This is a genomic window from Segetibacter sp. 3557_3, from assembly GCF_004354985.1.
Classification (GTDB): Bacteria; Bacteroidota; Bacteroidia; order Chitinophagales; family Chitinophagaceae; genus Segetibacter.
The window spans coordinates 1-23579 of sequence record NZ_SMSK01000001.1; the positions used below are offsets into that span (position 1 = coordinate 1).

Sequence of the window (23579 nt, forward strand, 5' to 3'; positions counted from 1 at the left end):
TAACAAGCTAAAGCAAGAAGCAGCATGATAACAAATAGCAGTCCTGTCAAGCTCAAACAGCCGATGACTATTGGCAATCCTCTTGAGCTTTCGAGAGGAGTTGCATAGAAGTGCGACGCCCCTCCGACTGCGCAGTGGGCGGGCAAGGATGCTAAATATTGTACATCATGTTGGGTTCAAAAAAAACCTGGATATAAACAACAGGGGAATAGCATTTCGCAAGTTCGAAGGAAAACTACATCAGGTGTTTTGCCTCATAGCTCAACACTTCACCAACAACTTCATGGAGCTGACCTTTTTTATCGGTCATTAAAAATTCAAGTAATAGTTTATTTAAGTCTAAACCAGTGGCATGTTGGGGTAGGGCATGCGCAAGTTGGTTGATCACCAAAATATTCTGTTCTTTAAGGTTCTTTACGGCGTTCCATGCATCAGCGGAAACATAGATTTGTTGGGTAATGTTGTAATCGAACTCTTCTTTGATGGTTCGCGTCAGGATCAATTGCATTTCTTTGGCCCCGATACCACCCTGGTTTACCCTGCTGATCAGGTTGGGTAAAGCTATCCTGTCAACCAAAAGGGTCAGCCTTTCATAGGCCTGCAGGCGAAGTCCACGCATGTTCCCGTCTCCACCTTCAACTGTATTGGCCGACCCCGATGATTTCCGCATTTGCCAGAACAGGTAAGCCAGAAATCCTGCAAGTAAAAGCACAATGATGCAGCATAAAATCAGGGTGGTATTATCCATAGTAGTGTTTTTACAAATGTAAAGGAAACAAGGTCTTTGCAAAGTTGTGAAGGCACGTCTTAACACTTTAGTACGTCCGAAAATCATGCCCATCCAGCTTCTTTTCTGATACCTGTAACTGGCTTTTCCCACCAACAAATGGGCAATGAAAAGTAAATTGCGTGAGACTCATAAGCCTGATGGTGGGACGAGTTGAAGGAACTTTCATTGAGCTTCGTTGCCCGCCCGGCTGACGCCAGTCGGACAGGTGTAACTCTCTTGTACGGCAACAGTGCTACTCGGCAAAGAAAGGCTGCAAACGAAAAAGGCTGCGCGAAACGCGCAGCCTTACTCTTATTAATTAAAACAATTATGCTTTTACGGGTTTAGTTCTGATTGGTGCTGAAGACGTTTCAACGGTAGACTTGCTTCCTAATGGTCGATCTTTTGCAAGATCTACAAGTATTGGCGCAGCAACAAAAATGGAAGAATAAGTACCGGTAACCACACCGATAAGCATTGCAAAGGCAAAACCTCTTGTTACCTCACCACCAAAGATAAACAGCGATAAGATCGTAAGGAACACCGTTAAGGATGTCATGATTGTACGACTTAATGTTTCGTTGATGGCACGATTGATTACCACACCCTTGTCAGCATTTTTCATGATCGCGCTATCTTCCCTGATCCGATCGAAAACGATAACCGTATCGTTCATCGAGAAACCAATAACGGTAAGGATTGCTGCGATAAAGTGCTGGTCGATTTCCAATGGAAAAGGAACGACACCCTTAAAGAAACTGAATACAGCCAGGGTAACAAATACGTCGTGCAACAACGCAACAATGGTACCAAGTGAATACCTCCAGTCGCGGAAACGAATAAAGATGTATAAACAAATAGCCAGCAAAGAAACAATTGTTGCCGTGGTGGCGCCTTGCTTAAGATCATCAGAAATTGTTGGTAACACCGTTTGTGAGCTTTGTTTGTAACGGGTATCAAACTCGCGATAAGTAAGTCCTGCAGGCAGGAAAGCTTTTAAACCGTCATACAACTTCGCTTCAACAATGGAGTCGGTATTGTTTGCGCTCTCGTTGATCAGGTAAGGTGTTGTAATATTTAACTGGCTATTGTTGCCGATCGTTTTTACAACCGTGTTTTCACCAAAGGTTTTATTCAGCTGTTCCCGAACCTGGTCTTCTTCAACCGGCTTATCAAACCGGATGGTATAGCTACGTCCGCCACTAAACTCAACACCCTGGTCAAAGCCATTAAAGAATGAGCCAACACCTAACAGCAGTACAACTACAGAAATTCCATAAGCGATCTTGCGGTATTCGATGAATTTAAAGCTCGCGTGTTTGAAAATCTTGCGGCTGATCGCGGTAAAATATTCAAAGTGACGGTTTTTCTTGGTGTACCAGTCTGAGATGAGCCGGGAAATAAGAATACCACAGAACAATGATAACAGGATACCAAGAATTTGGGTTGTTGCGAAACCAAGAACAGGACCCAAACCAAAGTAGAACAGGATCAATGCCGTTAATAGCGTGGTAACGTGCGCATCAAGTACGGGAGCAAGAGAGCGACGATATCCCTGGTCGACAGCTTCCTGGTAATTTTTGCCCCGGGTCAATTCTTCTTTTATTCTTTCGAAGATGATTACGTTAGTATCAACCGCGAGACCTATGGTAAGCACAAGACCTGCAATACCTGGTGCTGTAAGTGTTGCACCTAAGGCACTAAGAATACCGATGGTAAATAACAGGTTCAGGATAAGGGCAATATTAGCTACCCAGCCTGCCGTGTTGAAGTAAATCAGCATCAGTGCAAATATGATCACAAAAGCAACCAGGAAAGCCATCGAACCGCCCTGGATGGCATCCTGCCCGAGGGTAGGTCCAACAACCTGCTCTTGTACAATATTTGCCGGTGCAGGAAGTTTACCACTTTTTAGGATGTCAGATAGGTCCTTCGCCTCAACTACAGAATAACTACCCGTAATCTGGGAGTTACCGTTGGGGATCTCGTTTTCAACAAACGGGGCGCTATACACCACATTGTCCATTACGATTGCGATTGGCTTGCCGATGTTTTCACGGGTCATTTTGGCCCAAATCCTTTCGCCCTCCTTATCCATATTCATTTTAATGGCAACCCGTCCTCTCTCGTCGTAGTCCTGGCCTGCGTCGGTAACGTGCTCGCCTTCAAGTTTTGCCATTGTTGCACCTTCAACGGTTTTAACCGCGTAAAGTGGCAATATGCTTCTTGCTTTTGCATCTTCACCTTCGGGTTTTCCATACATGAAAACAAGATTTGCCGGAAACTTGTCTTTTACGACGGGTAGATCGAGGTACGAATTCAATGTACCGGTATCTTTAGTTTGAATATAGCCAAGTGCTGCAGGAAATTGAGGCTTCCCGTCGCGTCCCTGTTGGGGAGGAATGATTTGTAATATAGAAGTAAGTGGGGCGGTGTTTCGCGCTGTGTCTGTAACCTTTTTTCCTGCGTTTTGTCCCGCAGCAAGATCACTGATCTTTTGCGTACCTCCTGCAGGCTTTAATGTATCACCTGCTGCTGCAACCTTGCCGATTGTGTCGTTTACGGATGCTGCAGTATCTGCAGGTTGAACACCATTAAGGTAATTGCTAAGTGCTTTCTGGGCATTTACAAGGCTCTGGTCCAGTTCTCCAATGTTATATACTTCAAAGAATTGAAGATTCGCTGTTGATTGAAGGTAACGACGAACGCGCTCGGGGTCGGTGACACCTGCAAGTTCAACAGTAATAATATTCTTACTTTGATCGAGGTTTATGGTAGGAGCTGCAACACCAAATTTGTCGATACGCGTACGCAGGATGTTGAAGGTATTTTGTACTGCGCTCTGAGACTCGGTTCTGATGTAGGAAATAACTTCATTATCACTGCTTCCGTAAGTAATACGTTTGTTACTTTTTGCAGCAAACAAGGGGGCGAGTTTTCCGTTTCCGTTTACACGTTGGAATTCTTCTTTAAACAGGCTGATGTAGTCCGCACCGCTGGTCGACTTGCGACGATTTGCTTCCTGGATGGCTTTATTAAAACCGGGATCTTTACTAAAGCTGGCGAGGGACCTGATCAAACCGTCGAGGCTGACCTCCATGGTAACGTTCATACCACCCTGCAGATCCAATCCCAACATTAATTCCTGATCTTTTGCATACTGGTAGGTACCCATACCAAGAACAATCTTATCTCCTTTGGTACTATCGAGTAAACGTCTCAGCCGATTGTCCTTCAATTGTTCAAGCGAGTCTGCATAAGCCGCCTGAAGTTCTTTGCTTCCAGGGTACTTCTGCTCGGGTGTAGCGAAGTTGGCTTTGAGCCATTTTTCGGCCCGGCTTTCCATGTTGTTTTCATGGTTATGAACAAACCAGGTAAAACTTAGTTGGTACAAACAAATCAGGATTAATGCAATGGCAAAAATCTTCACCAAACCTTTCAGTTGCATACTAGTGAGGGTTTACAAAATTTTTTAGAGCGGCAAAGATAGGGGTTTGGAAATGAAAATATGTCAGAAAAGCATTGCCTTAGAAAATCATTAACTGCCTCGAAAGAGAAGCGTTTTCACCATGAACCACGACGGTATTTATGAAAATTTTTTGCATGTAGATTCTTCTAATTTATAAGCTCTCAACCATATCTGCCGCAGCAAGCACTCAAGCGGTTTAGCTCTGGGTTGCGCACGCTGATAGAACTTTAATGCGATTTAAAGGAAACATTGTCGTGGTTTTGATTAAGACCTGGTGTAGCCAACTTCGATAACTATAAAAGCGGCCTTAAAGGCATAAAACAGGAATGGGATTGTACGTTTAATAGGTGTCACCGGCATAATGTACTGACACGGCATAATTTAACCCTGATTCGTGCTTTGACGACTTTTTATAAATTACCTACATTTGCGCCCACCTATTATTCATCGTATACAAATTGTTATGCAACTATCTTCCCTGTTAGACAGATTTAGCGAACCGGAAACCCTTAAAATGGCGAAGCTTGGGCGTGAACTTCGCGCCAGCGGTGTCGATGTAATTGACCTTAGCCTCGGCGAGCCCGATTTTGACACGCCACAACACATTAAAGATGCTGCTATTAAGGCCATCAATGATAACTGGAGCCATTATACCCCGGTTGCGGGTTACCTGGATCTTAGGGAAGCTGTTTGTTCTAAATTGAAACGCGACAATAACCTGGATTATTCGCCAACACAAATTGTTACTTCAACGGGTGCAAAGCAAAGCCTTGCAAACGCCATATTGGCTGTTGTAGATAAAGATGATGAAGTAATTATTCCAACCCCGTACTGGGTAACGTATTCCGAGTTGGTGAAAATCGCGGGCGGTAAAGTTGTTGAAATCAGGAGCACCGTAGAAGATAGTTTCAAGATTTCACCTGCTCAACTTGAGGCAGCAATTACGGACAGAACAAAACTCTTTATGTTTTCTTCTCCATGTAATCCTTCCGGATCGGTTTATAACCTGGAAGAGCTTAAAGGCCTGGTAGAAGTGTTTAGAAAATACCCGGATGTGTACATCATTTCAGATGAAATTTATGAATACATCAACTTTGTCGGAAAGCATGAAAGTATCGCGCAATTCGACGATCTGAAAAACAGGATTATCCTGATAAACGGACTAAGCAAAGGTTTCGCAATGACCGGCTGGAGACTTGGATTTATGGCTTCAAGCGTGGAGGTTGCAAAGGCTTGCGAGAAACTGCAGGGGCAGTTAACAAGTGGTACCTGTTCTATCACCCAGAAGGCCGGTGTTGTTGCACTTACAAGTGATTTGCAGCCAACCTATGAAATGACAGAAGAATTCACCCGCAGGCGTACTAAAACAATGGAGCTTGTCCGGGGTATCGATGGGTTAAAATGCTATGAGCCAGAAGGTGCGTTTTACATTTTTCCTGATGTAAGCGCGTACTACGGAAAGTCTGATGGCACAACAACAATCTCCAATTCCGCCGACTTTAGTATGTACCTGCTTAATACTGCACATGTATCAACTGTAATGGGTGAAGCATTTGGCGAGCCGAACTGTGTGCGTATTTCGTTCGCCAACAATATGCAGAATATAGAACGTGCATGGGGACGTATTAAGGAAGCATTGGGCAAATTAAAGAACTAATTAGCGCTATAAACAGCAATAAAGCAGGGATGGCGGTCGGCTTCGACCGCCATCTTTGCTTTATTGATTTACAAGTTATGTTAAGCTTATTGCGCAAACCTGATAATTGACGAGTCGTATTTCAATCTATCCCCAATCATGTTAAAGTGAGTGCGACTTTAAAAGTGGTATTCACGCTCAACGAGGCAAATACGTACGCAATACGCTGAATACCATTCATTGATCCCGAGTTGTTGTGCAAGCAGGTGTTCCGAATGTTCCTTCCACTTCCTTATGCTATCAAGATCTTTCCAGTAAGAAACAGTTATCCCAATTTCGGCCCTTGCACTTTCCACGCCCAGGTACCCAGGCTGTACTTTTGCGAGAGCATCCATTTTCTCCGCCATCGCTGCATAGCCCTCTGACGGATCGTTTTTAAGCGACGTAAAAATTACCGCATAGTAGGGTGGTGGTGACGTATTAGCGATCATAATCTCTTTATCGATTATTGGGTAGAATGGACCGGGACTGCGCCGCCTGAGCGCGACAACAGGGTTTTATGCAAGCCAATTACTTGTGGTACGAGCAATTGCTGCTCGTTATTGTACAGTATATTGTCGCAAAGCTTCATCTTAACAGGATCAGCGATCTGTCGCTTCATGCGGGTTGTTACCTCTTCATAGGACAGGTTATCTCTTTCCATCACCCGTTTAATGCGCAGGTCTACGGGGGCAAATACACCAACGACAAGGTCGAGGTGCGCAGCAGAGCCAGCTTCAAAAAGCAGTGCTGCTTCTTTGACAACATATGATGTCTTTTGTTCTTGCATAAAACGATCAGCAGCAGCTATGGTGAGCGGGTGAACGATCGCATTCAACCGGTCTAATTGGTAACGATCTTTGAACACCAGGTTGGCGAGATATGGTCTGTCCAGATCGTTTCCTTTATATACCGCAGTTCCAAAAGCTTCAACCAGGGCCTGACGCATCTCCCGGCTTTCAACCATCAACTTTTTTGCCTCACGATCAGCATCAAATACGGGTATGCCGAGGATTGTAAAAATCCTGGCGACCAAGCTTTTGCCGCTGCCGATTCCACCGGTAAGTCCTACTTTAAGCATAAGGGTGATTAACAAAAAAGTCCGAAGCCATAATTGAGGTGATCAATTTACGGATTCGGACTTAATGGCTGGTCGGATTGTTTATTTCTTTTCGGTAGTGGTTGTTGCTGCAACAGGTTTGTTTAGCGCCTGGCTCCATTCAAGACTTACCGCTGATCTTTCGATTTTTATGTAGCTGCCGGGGTTCACCTCCAGCTGGATCGTGTTGTCGTCATTTACCCGGTTGATGGTACCGTGTATACCTGCTATTGTAACAACTTTATCACCCTTCTTCATATCATTGATAAACTGCTTTTGCTGTTTAGCTTTTTTTGCCTGGGGCCGTATCATAAACAACCAGAAAACGAGGATGATCCCACCCATGAAAAGAAGTGAATAGGGGTTGCTTCCGCCTTTGGGATCAGCCATTAATAGAAAATACTGCATCATTATTGTTTTGTTTTATTGTTCAGATTCTAGGGCAACAGTTTTATTGCCCGTGTGTTTAGGAACGTTTACCTGTGCTGTCTTTCGTTGGTGCCTCGCTGATGTCGCCTTCGAATGTAAGCATATGTGTGCTCGTACCTGTAGTGTTGGTGGTAACCGTAATTGACTTTAGAAAATGCCCCGGATGACTTTTATTGGTATCGAAGGCCGCGACAACTTTACCCTCGTCACCTGCAGCGATTGCTCCTTTAGGAAAGTCAGCGACCGTGCAACCGCATCCTGGTTGCGCTGAAATAATAAACAGGGGTTTATTCCCGGTATTCTGAAAATGAAAACTGATTTCCTTTTTCTCACCGAATTTCAGCATCCCAAGGTTTTGAGCTGAGTCGAGCCATTTAACCGAGGTATAATTTGCCGAATCGGATCCTGCGGCAATTGCCTGTGAATCGTTGTTGGTATCGCCGTTGTTACACGCGATCAATACCAATAAAACTATAGGCACAACCAGAAGTCTTTTCATGGTAACCGGATTTTGTTTTCCGCTAAGCTTTATTCTTGAAATTGATTTTGTGAATTTTGTTTTGGCTCATCAATTCTTTATGAATGTTGTCTAGTATTCCATTTACAAAATGACCGCTTTGTGGAGTGCTGTACTCCTTTGCAAGATCAATGTATTCATTGATGGTAACCTTGGTCGGGATTGTCTCGAAATACAGCAGTTCGCAAACGCCCATTTCCATCAGGATCATATCGAGCATTGCGATCCGTTCGGCATCCCAGTTCTTTAGCTTGGGTTTAATCAGCTCTAAAGCATAGTCTCTTTTTTCCCGACTGGTGTTCAGAAGGTTCCGTGCAAAATCCCACTTCTCCGGGCTCACCATCTCCTGCAGGTTAAAACTTCCTGGCTTTTGAACATAATTCAGCACCAATTGGTTCATCATGTCTGCATCATCATCCCAGTTGGGAAAGTATTCTTCAATGTGCGAAATAAATCTTTCGCTTGGTAACATCAAAGTGCTGAAAATAAAAATGATGATGTCTTTTTCTGATTTCTTTTCGCGGTCCTGTGAGCTTATGTACGCCTGGTATTCTTCGGTTTCTGCTAATTCTCTGTATAGCTTTTTAATTTGTTCCGATGTGCCTTCGATCAATTGTGGCTTCTGGTCCTCAACGGCTTTTTTGTAGGAAGGATTATCAAGAATCTTCCACAGAAATTCATTTCCAAGTATCTTGGTATTTACGTTAAGGTCCTGTGCACTGGGAAGGTTTTTTCCGGCACGCCGATGTGCGTCTTTTTCAGCATAACGGGCTACCTCGGTAAGGCAATAAAGGAGGTATAAAAAAAGTTGTCGGGAAGCGTCAATTTGTTTTTGGAGAATTTTTACCGGTTCAGGCATTTTCGTGTCCGCCTCTGCAGTTCCAAGGGTGTATAAAGTTTGCATAACCTTCACCCTTATATTTCTTCTACTGATCATCCTGGAGAACTTTGTTTGGGTCGCGAAGATAGGGATTTCACGTCCTTAAATGGTTCCATTTTCTGCCATGAGGCAGATAAAATCCGTTCACTTTAACATACTAAAACAACCCTCTGCAGATCATAAAACCAATTACCGGCCTCCCTTGTTGGAAGCCCCAACATGGATTTCAATGGGGCAGGATTAGAATGCCCATGGTACGGTTTCTCGAAATAAGCGACCCATACCTTTTACTTATTCAAAGTTGAACTGATGAAATTTTGTCATAACAATGCTTTAACTATATAGGAGATCGTAAAGCGACTGCCAATAGTGCTTTGGGTTTACCAGAATTTCAGCTGCTCTGCAACTTTGACTTTTTACCGCCCATTGGCATAATTAATGACGATCAGGTCACGCACAATTAATGCATTTAAAAACAAAAAAACCTATACGTATGGCTGACAAAAAACTAAATGTTACCCCTTTACACGACAGGGTAATCGTTCAGGCTGCCGCTGCTGAAGAGAAAACTGCAGGGGGCATTATCATACCTGATACAGCAAAAGAAAAACCACAGCGTGGTGTTGTTGTAGCCGCAGGTCCTGGCAAAAAAGATGAGCCCGTAACCGTTAAGGTGGGTGACAATGTACTCTATGGCAAATACGCCGGTACCGAGATCCAGGTTGAGGGTAGCGATTACCTGATCATGAGAGAGAGTGATATTCTTGCTATCGTATAATGCAGGCTCTCCCGCAAGTCGCTGCTACCCGGTTTGCAGTACAATAGTGCCCGTCCGAAAGACGAGCCGGGCGAACAACGCAACGATGTCCATCAGGGTATTGTTGCCGGTAACCAAAAGTTTCCAACATAGTTAAATTAAAATACAATGGCTAAACAAATTTTCTTCGACATTGAAGCCCGCAACAAAATGAAAAGGGGTGTTGACACCCTTGCCAATGCGGTTAAAGTAACCCTCGGACCAAAAGGCCGGAACGTGGTGATTGAAAAGAAATTCGGTGCTCCTTCCGTAACCAAAGACGGTGTTACCGTGGCGAAAGAAATTGAACTCGAGGATGCAATCGAGAACATGGGTGCACAAATGGTAAAAGAAGTAGCATCTAAAACAGCAGATATTGCTGGTGATGGTACAACTACTGCAACAGTTCTTGCCCAGTCCATCATTAGTGAAGGACTTAAGAATGTTGCTGCCGGTGCAAATCCAATGGATTTGAAACGCGGTATCGATAAGGCTGTTCAGGCAGTAATTGAAAACCTCAGGAGTCAAAGCCAGGCTGTTGGCGACGACAGTAGCAAAATCGAGCAGGTTGCCACCATCTCTGCAAACAGTGATGAGAATATTGGTAAACTGATTGCGCAGGCAATGGGTAAAGTTGGTAAAGAAGGTGTAATTACCGTTGAAGAAGCTAAAGGTACTGACACTACTGTTGAAGTAGTTGAAGGTATGCAGTTTGACCGCGGTTATATCAGCCCATACTTCGTTACCAATAGCGAAAAAATGGAAGCTGAACTTCAGAACCCATACATCCTGATCTACGATAAGAAGATCTCTGCAATGAAAGACATTCTTCATATCCTGGAGAAAGTTGCACAAAGCGGACGTCCGTTGGTCATCATCGCTGAGGACCTCGAAGGTGAAGCACTTGCTACACTGGTGGTAAACAAACTGCGTGGTACACTTAAAGTAGCTGCTATTAAAGCGCCTGGTTTTGGTGATCGCCGTAAAGAAATGCTGCAGGATATTGCCATTCTTACTGCAGGTACCGTAATTAGCGAAGAGCAAGGTTACAAACTTGAAAACGCTGACCTTTCTTACTTAGGTTCTGCTGCATCAATTGCTATTGATAAAGACAATACAACTATCGTTGGCGGTAAAGGTGAAAAAGAAAACATTACTGCCCGCGTAAACCAGATTAAGGCTCAAATTGAAACCACAACTTCTGACTACGATCGCGAGAAATTGCAGGAGCGTCTAGCAAAACTGAGCGGTGGTGTTGCCGTACTTTATGTAGGTGCAGCAACTGAAGTTGAAATGAAGGAAAAGAAAGACCGTGTAGACGACGCATTACATGCTACACGTGCAGCAGTTGAAGAAGGTATCGTACCTGGTGGTGGTGTTGCATATGTACGTTCAATCGAATCGCTTGATAACCTTAAAGGTATTAACGACGACGAAACTACAGGTATCCAGATCATTAAAAGAGCTATTGAAGAGCCGATCCGCCAGATTGTAATCAACAGCGGTATCGAAGGTTCTATCGTGGTTCAAAAAATAAAAGAAGGTTCTGGTGATTTCGGTTTCAACGCACGTACCGAAGTTTATGAGAACCTGTTGGCTGCCGGTGTTATCGATCCAACAAAAGTTACCCGTGTTGCGCTTGAAAACGCTGCTTCTATCGCTGGTATGTTACTTACTACCGAGTGTGTTGTAGCCGACAAACCCGCTAAGGAACAACCACATACGCATGGTGGTGGAGCTCCTGATATGGGCGGAATGGGTTACTAAAAATACAAGTAGTCGGATTTATTCCGCTACCAATAAAAATCCCGCTGGCTATGCCGCGGGATTTTTTTATAAATGTAAAATGCAAATGTAAAATTGAAAATGAAAAACTCCGCAAACCCATAACGACTCATATCTCATATCTCATCACTCATCACTCTTCACCTCTCATCACTCCTGTCCCTTTACGTCTCGTTTCGAGCAAAGTTTTTTTTGGCCGCCGGCAGAACAACATTTTTCAACACCGTTGTGTCACTCCCTTGTACGGTTCATTCGCTATTCAGCTTTTCTATTGCACCTGGTTGACTATACTGATAATCAAAAGAACCGTTATTTATAAGTAATGATGTTATCTCACAATGGTTGAAGCTCGTGGCATAACTCCAGCAACTTAACCCTCATCATTTAAATCTCGATATTCTGCATTCATACTTCTGCATTCATAATTTAACTACTGCGCCTGTGGTTCAATCCTAATGCGTTTCGCAAAGATCCGGTATAATGAGTCGCGGATCCTGGTTGTATCTGCTGGTGGTGCGGTTACCGACAGGTACATTCTAAAATATTTACCGGAGGCTGAAGTTATACTATCGTATTTAGCGGGCATCTTCAGGTTGACAAGTTGTGCTGTTCTTTTTAATGCCCGCGGCTTTGATGGGGTTACCTCGAAGATCATTTTGTAAGCTGTGTTCCCGTTAAGTGTGGCCGGCAGCGCAGGCCGCGCGGAAACCAACGTTGTATCAGATCCGGTTGTTGTGCTATCACCATCATTTGTTGTGGGCGACGCTGCAGCAACAGCCGACTCGCCTGATGGTGATGATTGGTAAACAAACTTGTAATAACCAAATGCTGCCGCTGCTAAAACGAGTACGGTTAAAGTGGCAACTAAGGCCCTGTTGTTTCCGGCGGGTTTTGCAGTTGTTAGTGGTTTGCGTGCCTGCTGGATGCGTTCCCGCTCTCTTAAGGGTGCGGGCTCTTCCCGTGCATATTGTACATTGGTAAACTGCCCAGGGATAAACTCGTAAAGGCCATGATTGTCGGATTGCAGGGTGCCTATACCCTCAATGGTATATGGCTTCCCAAGGTTGATAAACTGCCTAACATTTGACAAATAGGAGTCAAGGTCTGAAGTCACCAGGGGCTGGATCTTACCCAGCCGCTTTACCATAAACGCAATCAAATCATCGGTAGTCGACGCTTTAGAATTAAAGTTGAACCGTAAACCTTCGATGGGATAATAAACATCTTTCTCCGACGGTGGAGGAACAACAACATTGCTATCCAGTTCAAAAGTGCCAATTTGCTGTAGTTCCAGCCTTTTATGTTCGTAAAGGTATTGGGCCAAAAGATCGTCGAATTTCACAAATATTCTTTTTTGTTATCGATAGAAATGGGTGCCGCAATGTACCCTTTTTTGATGTTACCTTTACCGAATGCTGACATCGGAGGAAAAAAAATTTATGACCTACTGGGAACAGGAAAGAACAAAAAAACCTGGTATTTTTCGTCAGCTTCGAGTAGGCTTACCAATTGGAGTGGGGCTGGGTATATTGATTGTACTGAATTTCTGGAGTGGTTGGTACAAACGCGCCACCATGGTTGCAAACAGTCAGTCTACTCCAATGGTATTGCTGGTTGCTATCGTAATCATTATTGTATTTTGGTCGATTTTTGCCCAGCGTCACAAGCGGGATATGAACGAACAACGGTATATGGAACTACTGGTCAAAAAAAACAAGGAAGTTGATCCGGCTGGCATGCAGCAGGATCTCGGAAACAAAAGTCACATTGAATAACAAAATACAAGTATGAAGAAGTATCTGGTTTTATTTTCGGGTTTAATGGTGTTACTGTTAGGAGGGTGCGTAAAGCAGGAGAAAGCCTGCACCCCACGGAGCACTGCTTCGGAGGAAGCACAAATGACTGCCTACGCAGTCGCAAACGGAATAACAGCCACGAAACACAACAGCGGGCTGCAATACGAAATTATCAACCCCGGTACAGGTGCAACGCCTACGGTTAATTCACAGGTATTTGTTACTTACACGGGTAAGTTGCTAAACGGAACAGTGTTCGATCAGTCGGCAGATCCTTCCCGCTCAAACTGGAAATTGGGTGGGCTCATTGAAGGCTGGAGAATTGGCATTCCACTCATCAAAAAAGGTGGTCGTATCAAATTGATTGTGCCTTCTTCACTGGCATATGGCTGTAATGATGTGAACGGGCTTCCTGGTAACTCAGTGCTTTTCTTTGACATAAGCCTCGTTGACGTTCAATAAACTTTATTTCCATATTATTTAAATGGCCCCGTTGTTGGGGCCATTTTCGTTTTCCTTTATCAGAGCTCTTTCCATCGTACAAAAGCTTCCATTGCGGCATATTGGGTCATGCCCAGTTGTGCATAAAGATTTGCGGTATTGCTGTTCCGCTCCTCTGCCCGTTGCCAGAATTCACGACTGTCCGTACCCAGAAAGGGCACCATATCTTTTTGTGACTGGTGTATGAAAATTCCGAAACGCTTCTTCATTACCTGGTCGGGGCTCATCGGTATGGCCATTTCAATTTCATCAATATCCCATTCCTGCCAGGCGCCTTTGTACAGCCAAACCCAGCAGTCCTTTAGCCATTCATCACCCGCCGCTTTCAGCCGCCGGAAACTTTCAAAAATGATATCGAGGCAAACCTTATGGGTGCCATGCGGATCGGCAAGGTCGCCGGCACAATACACCTGGTGTGGTTTTAGGCTCCTCAGGCATTCCATGGTTATTTGAATGTCTTCTTCGCCCAGCGGCTTTTTTTCGATGGTGCCGGTTTCATAAAACGGGAGGTTCAGAAAGTGCGCCCGGGTATCAGGCAGCCCAACATACCTGCACGTTGCTTTTGCCTCACAACGCCTGATCAGGCCTTTGATGGCCCTTATCTCAGGAGTATCTACCTGGTTTTTTCTTTTGCGGGCGAGGAACCGCTGCGCGTCGGAAAGTATTTCCTTACTGGTGTGATTGTCGATCCCGAACATATCTTCGAAGCCAACGGCAAAATCGAGAAAACGGGTTACAAATTCATCTGTTACGGCGATGTTGCCACTTGTTTGGTAAGCGACATGCACTTCATGTCCCTGGTCGTGCAGTCGCATAAATGTGCCGCCCATGCTGATGATGTCGTCATCGGGATGGGGCGAGAAAATGACGCAACGTTTCGGCTGTATGTGGCTCCGCTCAGGATGTTTGGGAATATGTGCATCGGGTTTACCGCCGGGCCAGCCTGTGATGCTGTCTCTGAGCATGTAGTATACCTGGAGATTGATTTCGTAGGCATCGCCTTTCTCTACCAGTAAATCACCAACACCATTTTCATTGTAGTCGTGTGTCGTCAGGCTAAGTACCGGTTTTTTAGTTTTAAGCGACATATTAACGACCGCTCTTTTGATCATCGCCGGTGTCCATTCGCATTCGCCGGTAAGCCAGGGTGAGCTAATGCGGGTAAGATCGGCTGCAGCAATTTCATCTACAACAAAAGTACAGTCGTTATGCTGCTGAAGAATGCTTGCGGGTATTTGTTCGGTAACCTGGCCTTCAACAGAACGGGCAAGAATGGGTGCTTTCATCCCCCAGGCCATCAACACAATACGCTTTGCTTTTAATATGGTGCTGATACCCATGGTGATTGCGAGCCTGGGTACCTGTGAAATGTTCTGGAACTCCCGGGCATTGGCAATCCGGGTGCTATTGTCGAGGGTAACCAGGCGGGTTTTTGAAAATAAACTTGAGCCTGGTTCATTGAAACCAATATGACCATTGTTTCCGATTCCGAGCACCTGTAAGTCTATTCCACCTGCTGACTCAATCATTTGCTCGTACTCCTGGCAGTGTTGCTTAATCTGATCTTTGGGAAGCTCCCCATTCGGAAGATGGATGTTGGACGGATCAATATCAATATGCTTAAAAAGGTGCCGGTGCATAAAGCTATGGTAGCTCTGAAAGGCGTCGTGTTCCAAGGGGTAGTATTCATCGAGGTTAAAGGTTATTACGTCTTTAAAGCTTAGGCCTTGTTCCCGATGAAGCCTCACCAATTCGGCATACAAGCTGATAGGAGTAGAACCCGTGGCAAGCCCTAAAACGGTCTTCTGCCCCTTACGTTGCCTGTCTTTTATCAGGTCTGCTATCTCAACGGCTACGAAGGCTGAACCAAGTGCTGGTGTATTAAAGATTTTAACCGGTATCTTCTCAAAGCTATCAATCAGGTTTATCTCGTGACGTGTATTGGGCATTCGTTATGGTTTGGTTCAATTCAAATTTAAACTGGTGGAGTATCTGTCCAAAAGAAATTAGGGTGCATCGACATATACGGCGGATGAACTGTTTATAGCCTTAGCTCGTGTAAACTAGAACCCATGGAACACTGGGTAAACAGATTACCCTGCGTGTAATATTAGCTGTTCAACGTTTTAGTACACCTCAAGTTCGTCGACGAATAACCACGCCGGTCTGCCCGCACCGGGTTTGCCCGTGCCTATTGTACCCACATTTTCCGCTACGACCCTAATATACCTGGTAGATACAGCTTGCTTAAATGGAATTGATATTTTACGTTCATCATCCCACTTCTCATTAACCGGGGCAACTTTAGATGGCTGTGACCAGTCTGTTCCATTTGAAGATGTATAGACTACAACCGATTTAGGCAGGTAAATATAACTTGGTTCCTGTTTCCAGACATTTACCACCACACGTGAAACCGGCTGTGTTTCACCCAGGTCAATTACGGCTTCCAAATTTTTACCCTGCCAGCCCAGCCACTCCGGGGAGTTGAAGCCACGGTCGGAAGTAAGACCGTTTACCAGGCCCACGGCGCCAACATTGCCCGGATAAGTGGAAGAGGGAGGAGTTGATATCGTGATCTTTTTACCTGTGGCTTTGTTGAACATGAATCTTCTTGTTATGTTTCTATAATCCCGTCTGCCGTTTAACTCTATGCCGGCAACACCTGTTCCGGAAGCTGAAACCTGCAAAGGGCCTGCGTATTGTTTTTTTGGATCACGATATGAACCGCTATTTGCCGACGTGTCACCGGAGAGTACTTCAGCTAGTATGCGGGCACCACCAATGTTTGTGGACAGGTACCACAACAATCCTTTGTTTCCTGGTGCAGCTGCGATCGAATCTTTAATCTCGAAATAAGCTTTGCTGTAATTAACCTTCCAAAGGTCGTAACGACGTAGTTGCTGTTGAAACCGGGTTTCGAAGTCTTTGTAATTCCTTTTTTCCAAGGGCGACCATAGTACTTCGCTCAGTGCTGCTACCCGGGGAAAAAGCTGGTATTCCACTTTTCTCGTATTCTTAATGTATTCGGTCCATAGGTTTGCCTGTGCACCCAGGATGTATTTGGCTTCGCTGGCGTTTAACTCTTTTGGAAGAGGTTCATATTGGTAGACTTTTTCAATGGGGCTAAAACCTCCGATGGTAACGGAGTCTTCCTGTTTGCTTTGCGCATGATCGAAATAAACATGACTGCTCGGGGTCATAATGACCGTGTGGTTCTGTTTTGCCGCTTCAATCCCTCCTTTCTCACCACGCCAACTCATTACCGTAGCATTAGGTGCCAAACCACCTTCCAGGATCTCGTCCCAGCCGATGATTTTACGGCCTTTGTTGTTCAGGAATTTTTCCATGCGTTGTATAAAGTAACTCTGCAACCCATGTTCATCCTTAAGGTTCTTTTCCTTAATGAGCTGCTGACAAAATGCAGAACGCTTCCACGACTCTTTTGGCGACTCGTCGCCGCCGATGTGTATGTACTCCGAAGGAAACAATTCAACTACTTCATCCAGTACATCGCCTAGAAATTTGAACGTATTTTCAGTCGGGCAAAACACGTCTTCAAAAACACCCCAGGCCTGTTGCACCTGTTTGCCTTCCGTAGTGCCACTCCAGGCTGTCTGAGCCGGTGCCTTTGTTGATTCAGAAGGAAAGCAACTAAGTTCCGGGTAAGCAGCAATTGCTGCAGAAGCATGTCCGGGCATTTCGATTTCAGGGATCACGGTAATAAATCGGGCAGCAGCATATTTTACGACTTCCCTGATTTCATCCTGGGTATAAAATCCTCCATAGCGGAGGCTGTCATTGCCTTTGCCTGGATAGCGGCCGATGATGGTGCCGTTTCTATATCCACCAACCTCGGTGAGTTTAGGATACTTTTTGATTTCTATCCGCCATCCCTGGTCATCCGTCAGGTGCCAGTGAAAGGTGTTCATTTTATGCAGGGCAAGAAAGTCAATATACTTTTTTACATAATCAACCGGGAAGAAGTGCCGGCATACATCAAGGTGCAACCCCCTGTAGCTAAAACGTGGCTGGTCGGCGAGATTTACAGCGGCTACCTGTAGCTGTTTGGATGGCTCAACAGGAAGTAGTTGCAACAAACTCTGCATACCGTAAAAAGTGCCTTTGTAAGTGTCGCCCTGGATGTTGACGCCGGCGGGAGTTACTTCGAGTGTATAGTGTCCTTCATTTGCCGGTGCCGCAACAAACTTTAGCGAGGTAAGCCTGATATAATCCGAAGCGGCCTGCCGGCCAACCGGCAGCTTAAAGCCATAGTAGGTACTGAGGTAATCGTTGAAAAAATCTGCTGTCTGTTTTTCGCCCTCATCAGTGTATACCAACTGTGTTTTTGCGCTAAGCTTGAAAGTGCCTTTTCCGGCAACTTGTTTCACCGGAGCAGGAATGATCTGCCTTCCAAAAGAAATGTTGATCAACAAGAGACATGAAGCCAGAAGCAAAGATCTTATCATGTGAAAAGATGGTTTACGATGAGTTAATTGCTAATGTACTATGAATTACTATGCATTATCCCTGAGACCTGCTAATCATTGGTATGTCCACCTTGTAAAACAACACACTTATTTGATGATAGGTATAAGCGGTGATTTTAAAGGTTAAATGGCATGCCTTTGCAGGCTGCTCAGCCAATGTCGTTGGTTAAGGCATTAAATTATTGAACAACCGGCAGTACCAACTTGCTGCTTACACTTTCGGTGTGGTATACCCGGATTTCTGCTTTCTGAAAATCTTCATCTTTTGCATGATAGATATCTACGAATTTCTGGGGGTTGCGATCCACCAGCGGAAACCAACTGCTTTGAACCTGAACCATAATGCGATGGCCCTTCTTGAACGTGTGCGCCACATCTGGTAACGTGAACTGTACTTTGGTCATTTTTTTCGGAACAAACGGTTCAGGCTTTTCGAAGCTGTTCCGGAATTTGCCTCGCATCACCTCGCCACGAACCAACATCTGGTAACCACCCATTACATACTTATCGGTATCGGAATAGCTGAAATTATCAGGAAAAACGTCGATCACTTTAACCACGAAATCGGCGTCGGTGCCCGTAGTGCTTACCATGAGATCGGCAACAATGGGTCCGGCGAGCGTAAGGTCTGAGCTAAGGGAATCAGTTGTAAAGGTGATAACATCTGGTCTGCGGGATGCAAATCGCTGGTCGTCGCTCATGTACTCCCGTGTGCGTTGCAGATGTACGTCCTCGTTATAGGGTACGGGTTTGGCAGGATCGCTGATGTAACCGGTAAAACTCTCATCATCACCGGGCATCTGCTTGGTGTTCATCGATGCAGGCTTGTCCCAACCGAGCTTTCCCGCCGGAAGCAGGAACATATCTCTTTGCACCATGTTGGCAGGCGGCCATTGCGGCAATTGTTTCCAATTATTTTCGCCTGAAAAAAAGATTGTTGCCTCAGCTATGTTTTTATCACTGCCTTTGTTGAGCAGGTAGCTGTCAAAGAAGTTCTTCTCAATATGTTGTTGGTACCATTCACTGGTTTTACTGCCAAACTGAACATTACCGAGATTGCTACCATCGCCCCTAACCCAGCCACCATGGTACCATGGACCCATAACAATGCGGTTATTGGCGCCGGGGTTTTGTTTCTCAATGGCCTGGTAGAGCGACCACGCTCCAAAGCAGTCTTCTGCATCGAAGAGTCCACCAACAACCAGCATAGCAGGTTTGATGTTTGTTACAAAGTTGCGCGGGTTCCGTGCCTTCCACCATTGATCGTAATTGGGGTGATTCATGAGATCCGTCCAGAACCGGATACTATCACCCATGTAGTTCTTCGTAAAGTTTGAAAGTGCACCTGTTCTTAGATAAAAGTCATAATTATCTTTTGTCGGAAACGTAAAACCTGAAGGCCCGACAGTAGTTGGTTTTGGCCTTGGGCGTCCAAATCCTGAGTAGAAGCTAAAAGCGTCCATTAGCATGAAGGCGCCATTGTGGTGGAAGTCGTCTCCCATAAACCAATCCGTTACCGGAGCCTGCGGACTAACAGCCTTTAAAGCAGGGTGATTGCTAAGGGCTGCCATTGTTGAGTAAAAGCCAGGATACGAAATTCCAAATACACCAACGTTGCCGTTATTGCCACTCACGTTCCTCACCATCCATTCAATTGCATCATATGTATCGCTTGCCTCATCAATTTCCTTTTTGCCCTTTTTATTTGGGTTGAATGGCCTGACATCTTCAAATTCACCTTCGCTCATCCAGCGGCCACGAACATCCTGGTATACCATAATGTAGTTTGCTTTTGTGTATTCGCGATAGCTGGTTTGCCAGAGCCTTGGCTGAAACTTATCTTCCCCATAGGGAGCACAACTGTATGGGGTTCTTGTTAATAGTATTGGATGTTTAACGGTCTGATCTTTTGGAAGATAAATTGACGTGAACAGCTTTACGCCATCACGCATGGGGACCATTCTTTCTATTTTCGTGTAGTTGCTGACTAACCATGCAGAGTCATTGGTTTGCGCAATTCCGGTGAACGATAACAGGCATAAAAGAACCCAGGCTAATTTTTGCATCTCCAAGTATATTTAAGGTCGCAAAGTAAGGAAAGCAGGGTGTGAAAAGCAATCCGGCTAATGATTTTACAAATCTAAATGGCTGAACTGAACAGCCCCTGAGACAGAAGCATGCAAGCATGACAGAAAAGACGGGTTAGCTATTATCAGGGCCGGCGCTCATGGAAACAGGCTGGAGGCTTTTTGAAATGTGTCGCAGGGCATACCTGCCGCATACGGGTACTAGGTACAAGCGTGCGACGCCCGTCCCACTCGCACCCGGGCGGACAACGATGATGATAGCATGCCCATAAGCTCGTCCCAGAAAAAATGCAGAAACGATATGATTTTCAGGTAACCGGTAAACTTATTCGGAGCGTTTGGTTCTGCCGCCAAATTTGTTTAGTCGCATGTTGGCAGAAAGCAGGAAAAACCTGGTTAGCACATTCATTCGGGTGTCCTCAATAAAGTTTTCGCCGGAGCGCCGATAAATGTTGACGTTTTCTTTTAACAGGTCGTAAACCCTCAGCGTTACCCAAAAATTCTTCCTTGTACTGAAGTATTGGGTAAGGTCGGCATTTACAAGATTAATGGTTTGATTAAACCCTGCTGACCTGCCGGTATTGCTGCTGAAATTCCAGTCGAATCTGATCTCGGTCAGCTTGCCAGGTGTAACTTCTCCGCGAACGGAACCGCCGCTTGTGGCCGAAGAGTTATTCATGTTTGGCCGTAAAGAATACCGTGTATTCTGAATGTTGTAGTTGTAATTGATCCCTAACTGCAGCCAGTCTTCAACATCAACATCCAGCCCGGTGCTCCAATTGGTATAAATTGAAAAGTTTACATTTTGCTGATAATCGATGATACTTACGTTCCTGTTTAAATTGAAGTTGTTGCTGACATTCCACCGTATGTTTTGCGCCCATAGCTTAAATGGCTGATTAAACGAAACATTACCACCACCATTATAAACCCCGCTCACATTGATGGGTTGTGTAACCTGGCTGCCGGTAAGCTTATCGTAAATGGTACTTGTAGAAAACGCATTTTGAATGACGGAAAAATTGCCGTTGAAATATATACTTCTATTGTTTTTTGAATTATATAGATTAAGGCCACCATTCACCCTATGAGTAGAGGAGAACCTGAGATTTGGATTGCCAAGTCGTAGAAATAATGGATTTGAATTGTCGAGCACAGGCTGGAGCTGGTATGCCTGTGGTGCATTTGAACTGAAGTTGTAATAGAGATTAAAACTCTTTCCGTTGCTGTGCCTGTTGAAACTAATATAAGGAACAAGACTGCTGAAGTGCTGACGGTAAACACTGTCCCGCGTTAGTGACACACTTTTTGACCGGGAACTTTGCCACGACGAACCAACCGATATCGATCCCTTTTTGAGATTGTGGGCATATGAAGCGCCTAAGGAAGCATTCAAATTGTAGTTATCGAAATTACTGCTGAGCGTATCGTTGAAAATATCATACAAACCCGACTGTATGTTGTAGTCGAACAGTTCGCGTTGGTTATTGTTTTTACTAAAGTTATAAGCCGTATTAACCGACAAGCTACCCTTGGTGCCAATTGGCTCACTATAGCTGAGAGACGTGTTTGTTGATGATGATTTATTGTTCGTTTGATTGTATTGGTTGAGCAGCCGTTTGTATTCGGGCAAATTGGTAGGGTAGAAGTAATTATTGGAAGTGTTAAAATTGTCGTTGATACTACTATTCCGGTTGTTGCTCATTTGAAGAAAAACTGCACGCCGTGATTTTTTGAACCGCCGGTTAACCGAAATGTTGCCATTCACTGACGGGCTGCCAGACTCCCCGCGGTTTTCCCGGTTTCCTTCATTTATCTTTTTGGCCTGCGGCAATGTAGAGCTGAATACTGCCCCCGATGAAAACCGGCTTTTGCCAAGATTTGCCGACGCATTTAAACGTATGCTGGTTAGGGTGTCGGGCTTGTAATCGATACTTATGCCGGTGCTGATGCCATTGCGATATCGAATGCTCTGACTTGTTTCCTGGTACCAGGTTGATGAGTCTCCAAAGATGTTTTGCCTATTCCGGCTTTGGATTGCCGTACTACGATTTGTATTGTAACCAACGTTTGCGCTTACATTCATATGCTTACCCCACTTGTTGATATAATTCATCCGAACCTGGGCATCTTTAGCAATGCCGCCGAAATTATTGTACGAGGCGCGCTCATTGTCGCCCCCGCCATAATCGCTCCTGCCCGTATTATTTCCACCTGCGATTAATGAGTACTTCTTGTCGCCGTTGAAGGCATTCGCGTTAAGTTTAGCCTCGTATGTTTTCGAGGTTCCCCGTCCAACGTAAGCTCTTCCGAAAGTGCCTTTACGTTTATCTTTTTTGATAACAATATTGATAACCTTATTGCGAATTCCATCGTCTACTTTGGTCAACCTTGCCTGGTCACTTTTTTCATCAATAACCTGGATTTTGTCAATGATGTTCCGGGGCAGGTTTTGCGTTGCCAACTTTGGATCATCGCTGAAAAATGGCTGGCCGTCCACCAGTATCCGGGTGATTTGTTCACCATTTGATTTTATAGTTCCATCTTTTGTTACCTCCAGGCCGGGCAGCTTTCTCAACAGGTCCTCAACCATGGCGTTTTCTTTTGTTTTAAAAGCGGCCGCATTGTATTCGGTGGTATCGCCAAGAATTTTCACCGGTGTGCGATAGCCGACAACAGTTACACTTGCCAGACTATCGGATGTAAACTTTAGTATTAGCGAATCAAGTTGCAGCTCCCCTCCGGTATTGGGCAGCGAGATTTTTTTCTGAAACGGTACATGATTGATTACCGAAATGAGGAGGAGATATTCATCGGGGCGTGTATCAGTAAAAACAAAAGCACCTTTCTTGTCGCTCAGAACAATTTTGTCCACCAAAGAGTCACGGTTATTCTGGAGGCTAACGGAAGCCCCTTCAATTGGTATATAGCCCGAATCGGAAAAAACTTTGCCGGTAATCCGGCCTGGCTTTATTTGAGATAGGGCAGTACAGTACATCACCAGCAACAAACAAACAAGCCCGCCCTTTTTCATGAACAAATCACGTTAAGGCTACATGTTAACGAAAAAACCCCAAAGAACAACAGTTCTTCGGGGTTAAACAGTTTTTACCAAATACAAATCTATAAGATCACTTTAGAGCCCGGTCTACTTAACGAGCCTTATTTTTTGGTGACCGGCTGATGGAACACGATTAGACATCGTTGCCCGCCCGGATGAACCTTTTCGACGGGGGTGTCACTCACTTGTACAGCAACAATCCATTCAGCAGAACAGACCGGAAAA

Annotated in this window: 17 protein-coding genes; 5 read left to right on the forward strand and 12 right to left on the reverse strand. The window is 44.9% G+C overall.

What is annotated here, in order from left to right; translation table 11 throughout:
- Positions 1 to 235: 235 nt before the first annotated feature.
- On the reverse strand, positions 236 to 748 hold the full coding sequence (locus tag EXU57_RS00005) for a hypothetical protein (protein WP_133266119.1): 513 nt from the start codon (positions 746 to 748) through the stop codon (positions 236 to 238).
- A 349-nt stretch (positions 749 to 1097) separates the two neighbouring features.
- A complete protein-coding gene (gene secDF / locus EXU57_RS00010; RefSeq protein WP_133266120.1) occupies positions 1098 to 4217 on the reverse strand; it encodes a protein translocase subunit SecDF in 3120 nt (1039 codons plus the stop codon).
- A gap of 484 nt (positions 4218 to 4701) precedes the next feature.
- Here secDF and EXU57_RS00015 point away from each other — a divergent pair, with 484 nt between their 5' ends.
- Positions 4702 to 5895, forward strand: coding sequence for a pyridoxal phosphate-dependent aminotransferase (locus EXU57_RS00015; protein WP_133266121.1), 1194 nt, complete (start codon positions 4702 to 4704; stop codon positions 5893 to 5895).
- A gap of 158 nt (positions 5896 to 6053) precedes the next feature.
- On the opposite strand, the gene EXU57_RS00020 is transcribed toward EXU57_RS00015, so the two are convergent.
- From EXU57_RS00020 to nusB, 5 genes are all read right to left on the reverse strand, one after another.
- The gene (locus EXU57_RS00020; RefSeq protein WP_133266122.1) at positions 6054 to 6365 is read right to left on the reverse strand and encodes an antibiotic biosynthesis monooxygenase family protein; all 312 of its coding nucleotides are present in this window, start codon (positions 6363 to 6365) and stop codon (positions 6054 to 6056) included.
- Between the two features lie 14 nt (positions 6366 to 6379).
- Entirely contained in the window at positions 6380 to 6994 is a 615-nt protein-coding gene (gene coaE / locus EXU57_RS00025; RefSeq protein ID WP_133266123.1) for a dephospho-CoA kinase, read from the reverse strand.
- A gap of 81 nt (positions 6995 to 7075) precedes the next feature.
- Positions 7076 to 7423, reverse strand: a complete 348-nt coding sequence (yajC, locus tag EXU57_RS00030) for a preprotein translocase subunit YajC (protein WP_243745463.1) — start codon at positions 7421 to 7423, stop codon at positions 7076 to 7078.
- A gap of 55 nt (positions 7424 to 7478) precedes the next feature.
- On the reverse strand, positions 7479 to 7940 hold the full coding sequence (locus EXU57_RS00035; protein WP_133266125.1) for a DUF1573 domain-containing protein: 462 nt from the start codon (positions 7938 to 7940) through the stop codon (positions 7479 to 7481).
- A 22-nt stretch (positions 7941 to 7962) separates the two neighbouring features.
- Positions 7963 to 8862 (reverse strand): transcription antitermination factor NusB, encoded by a 900-nt coding sequence (gene nusB / locus EXU57_RS00040; RefSeq protein ID WP_243745464.1) that lies wholly within the window; start codon positions 8860 to 8862, stop codon positions 7963 to 7965.
- 469 nt (positions 8863 to 9331) lie between these two features.
- On the opposite strand from nusB, the gene groES reads away from it, so the two are divergent.
- Together groES and groL are read left to right on the forward strand one after the other, a co-directional pair.
- Entirely contained in the window at positions 9332 to 9616 is a 285-nt protein-coding gene (gene groES / locus EXU57_RS00045) for a co-chaperone GroES (protein ID WP_133266127.1), read from the forward strand.
- Positions 9617 to 9763: 147 nt separating this feature from the next.
- On the forward strand, positions 9764 to 11401 hold the full coding sequence (gene groL, locus EXU57_RS00050) for a chaperonin GroEL (RefSeq protein WP_133266128.1): 1638 nt from the start codon (positions 9764 to 9766) through the stop codon (positions 11399 to 11401).
- Between the two features lie 448 nt (positions 11402 to 11849).
- Here the strand turns inward: groL and EXU57_RS00055 are convergent, their stop codons facing one another.
- The gene (locus tag EXU57_RS00055) at positions 11850 to 12761 is read right to left on the reverse strand and encodes a hypothetical protein (protein ID WP_133266129.1); all 912 of its coding nucleotides are present in this window, start codon (positions 12759 to 12761) and stop codon (positions 11850 to 11852) included.
- A gap of 97 nt (positions 12762 to 12858) precedes the next feature.
- Between EXU57_RS00055 and EXU57_RS00060 the strand changes: the two genes are divergently transcribed.
- On the forward strand, positions 12859 to 13194 hold the full coding sequence (locus tag EXU57_RS00060; protein ID WP_207955340.1) for a hypothetical protein: 336 nt from the start codon (positions 12859 to 12861) through the stop codon (positions 13192 to 13194).
- Between the two features lie 12 nt (positions 13195 to 13206).
- On the forward strand, positions 13207 to 13677 hold the full coding sequence (locus EXU57_RS00065) for an FKBP-type peptidyl-prolyl cis-trans isomerase (RefSeq protein WP_133266130.1): 471 nt from the start codon (positions 13207 to 13209) through the stop codon (positions 13675 to 13677).
- Positions 13678 to 13736: 59 nt separating this feature from the next.
- Here EXU57_RS00065 and nagB read toward each other — a convergent pair whose 3' ends face one another.
- From nagB to EXU57_RS00085, 4 genes are all read right to left on the reverse strand, one after another.
- On the reverse strand, positions 13737 to 15665 hold the full coding sequence (gene nagB, locus EXU57_RS00070) for a glucosamine-6-phosphate deaminase (RefSeq protein WP_133266131.1): 1929 nt from the start codon (positions 15663 to 15665) through the stop codon (positions 13737 to 13739).
- Between the two features lie 177 nt (positions 15666 to 15842).
- Entirely contained in the window at positions 15843 to 18185 is a 2343-nt protein-coding gene (locus tag EXU57_RS00075) for a family 20 glycosylhydrolase (RefSeq protein WP_133266132.1), read from the reverse strand.
- A 200-nt stretch (positions 18186 to 18385) separates the two neighbouring features.
- On the reverse strand, positions 18386 to 20272 hold the full coding sequence (locus EXU57_RS00080; RefSeq protein WP_133266133.1) for a CocE/NonD family hydrolase: 1887 nt from the start codon (positions 20270 to 20272) through the stop codon (positions 18386 to 18388).
- A gap of 346 nt (positions 20273 to 20618) precedes the next feature.
- The gene (locus EXU57_RS00085; RefSeq protein ID WP_133266134.1) at positions 20619 to 23327 is read right to left on the reverse strand and encodes a TonB-dependent receptor; all 2709 of its coding nucleotides are present in this window, start codon (positions 23325 to 23327) and stop codon (positions 20619 to 20621) included.
- Between the last annotated feature and the right edge of the window lie 252 nt (positions 23328 to 23579).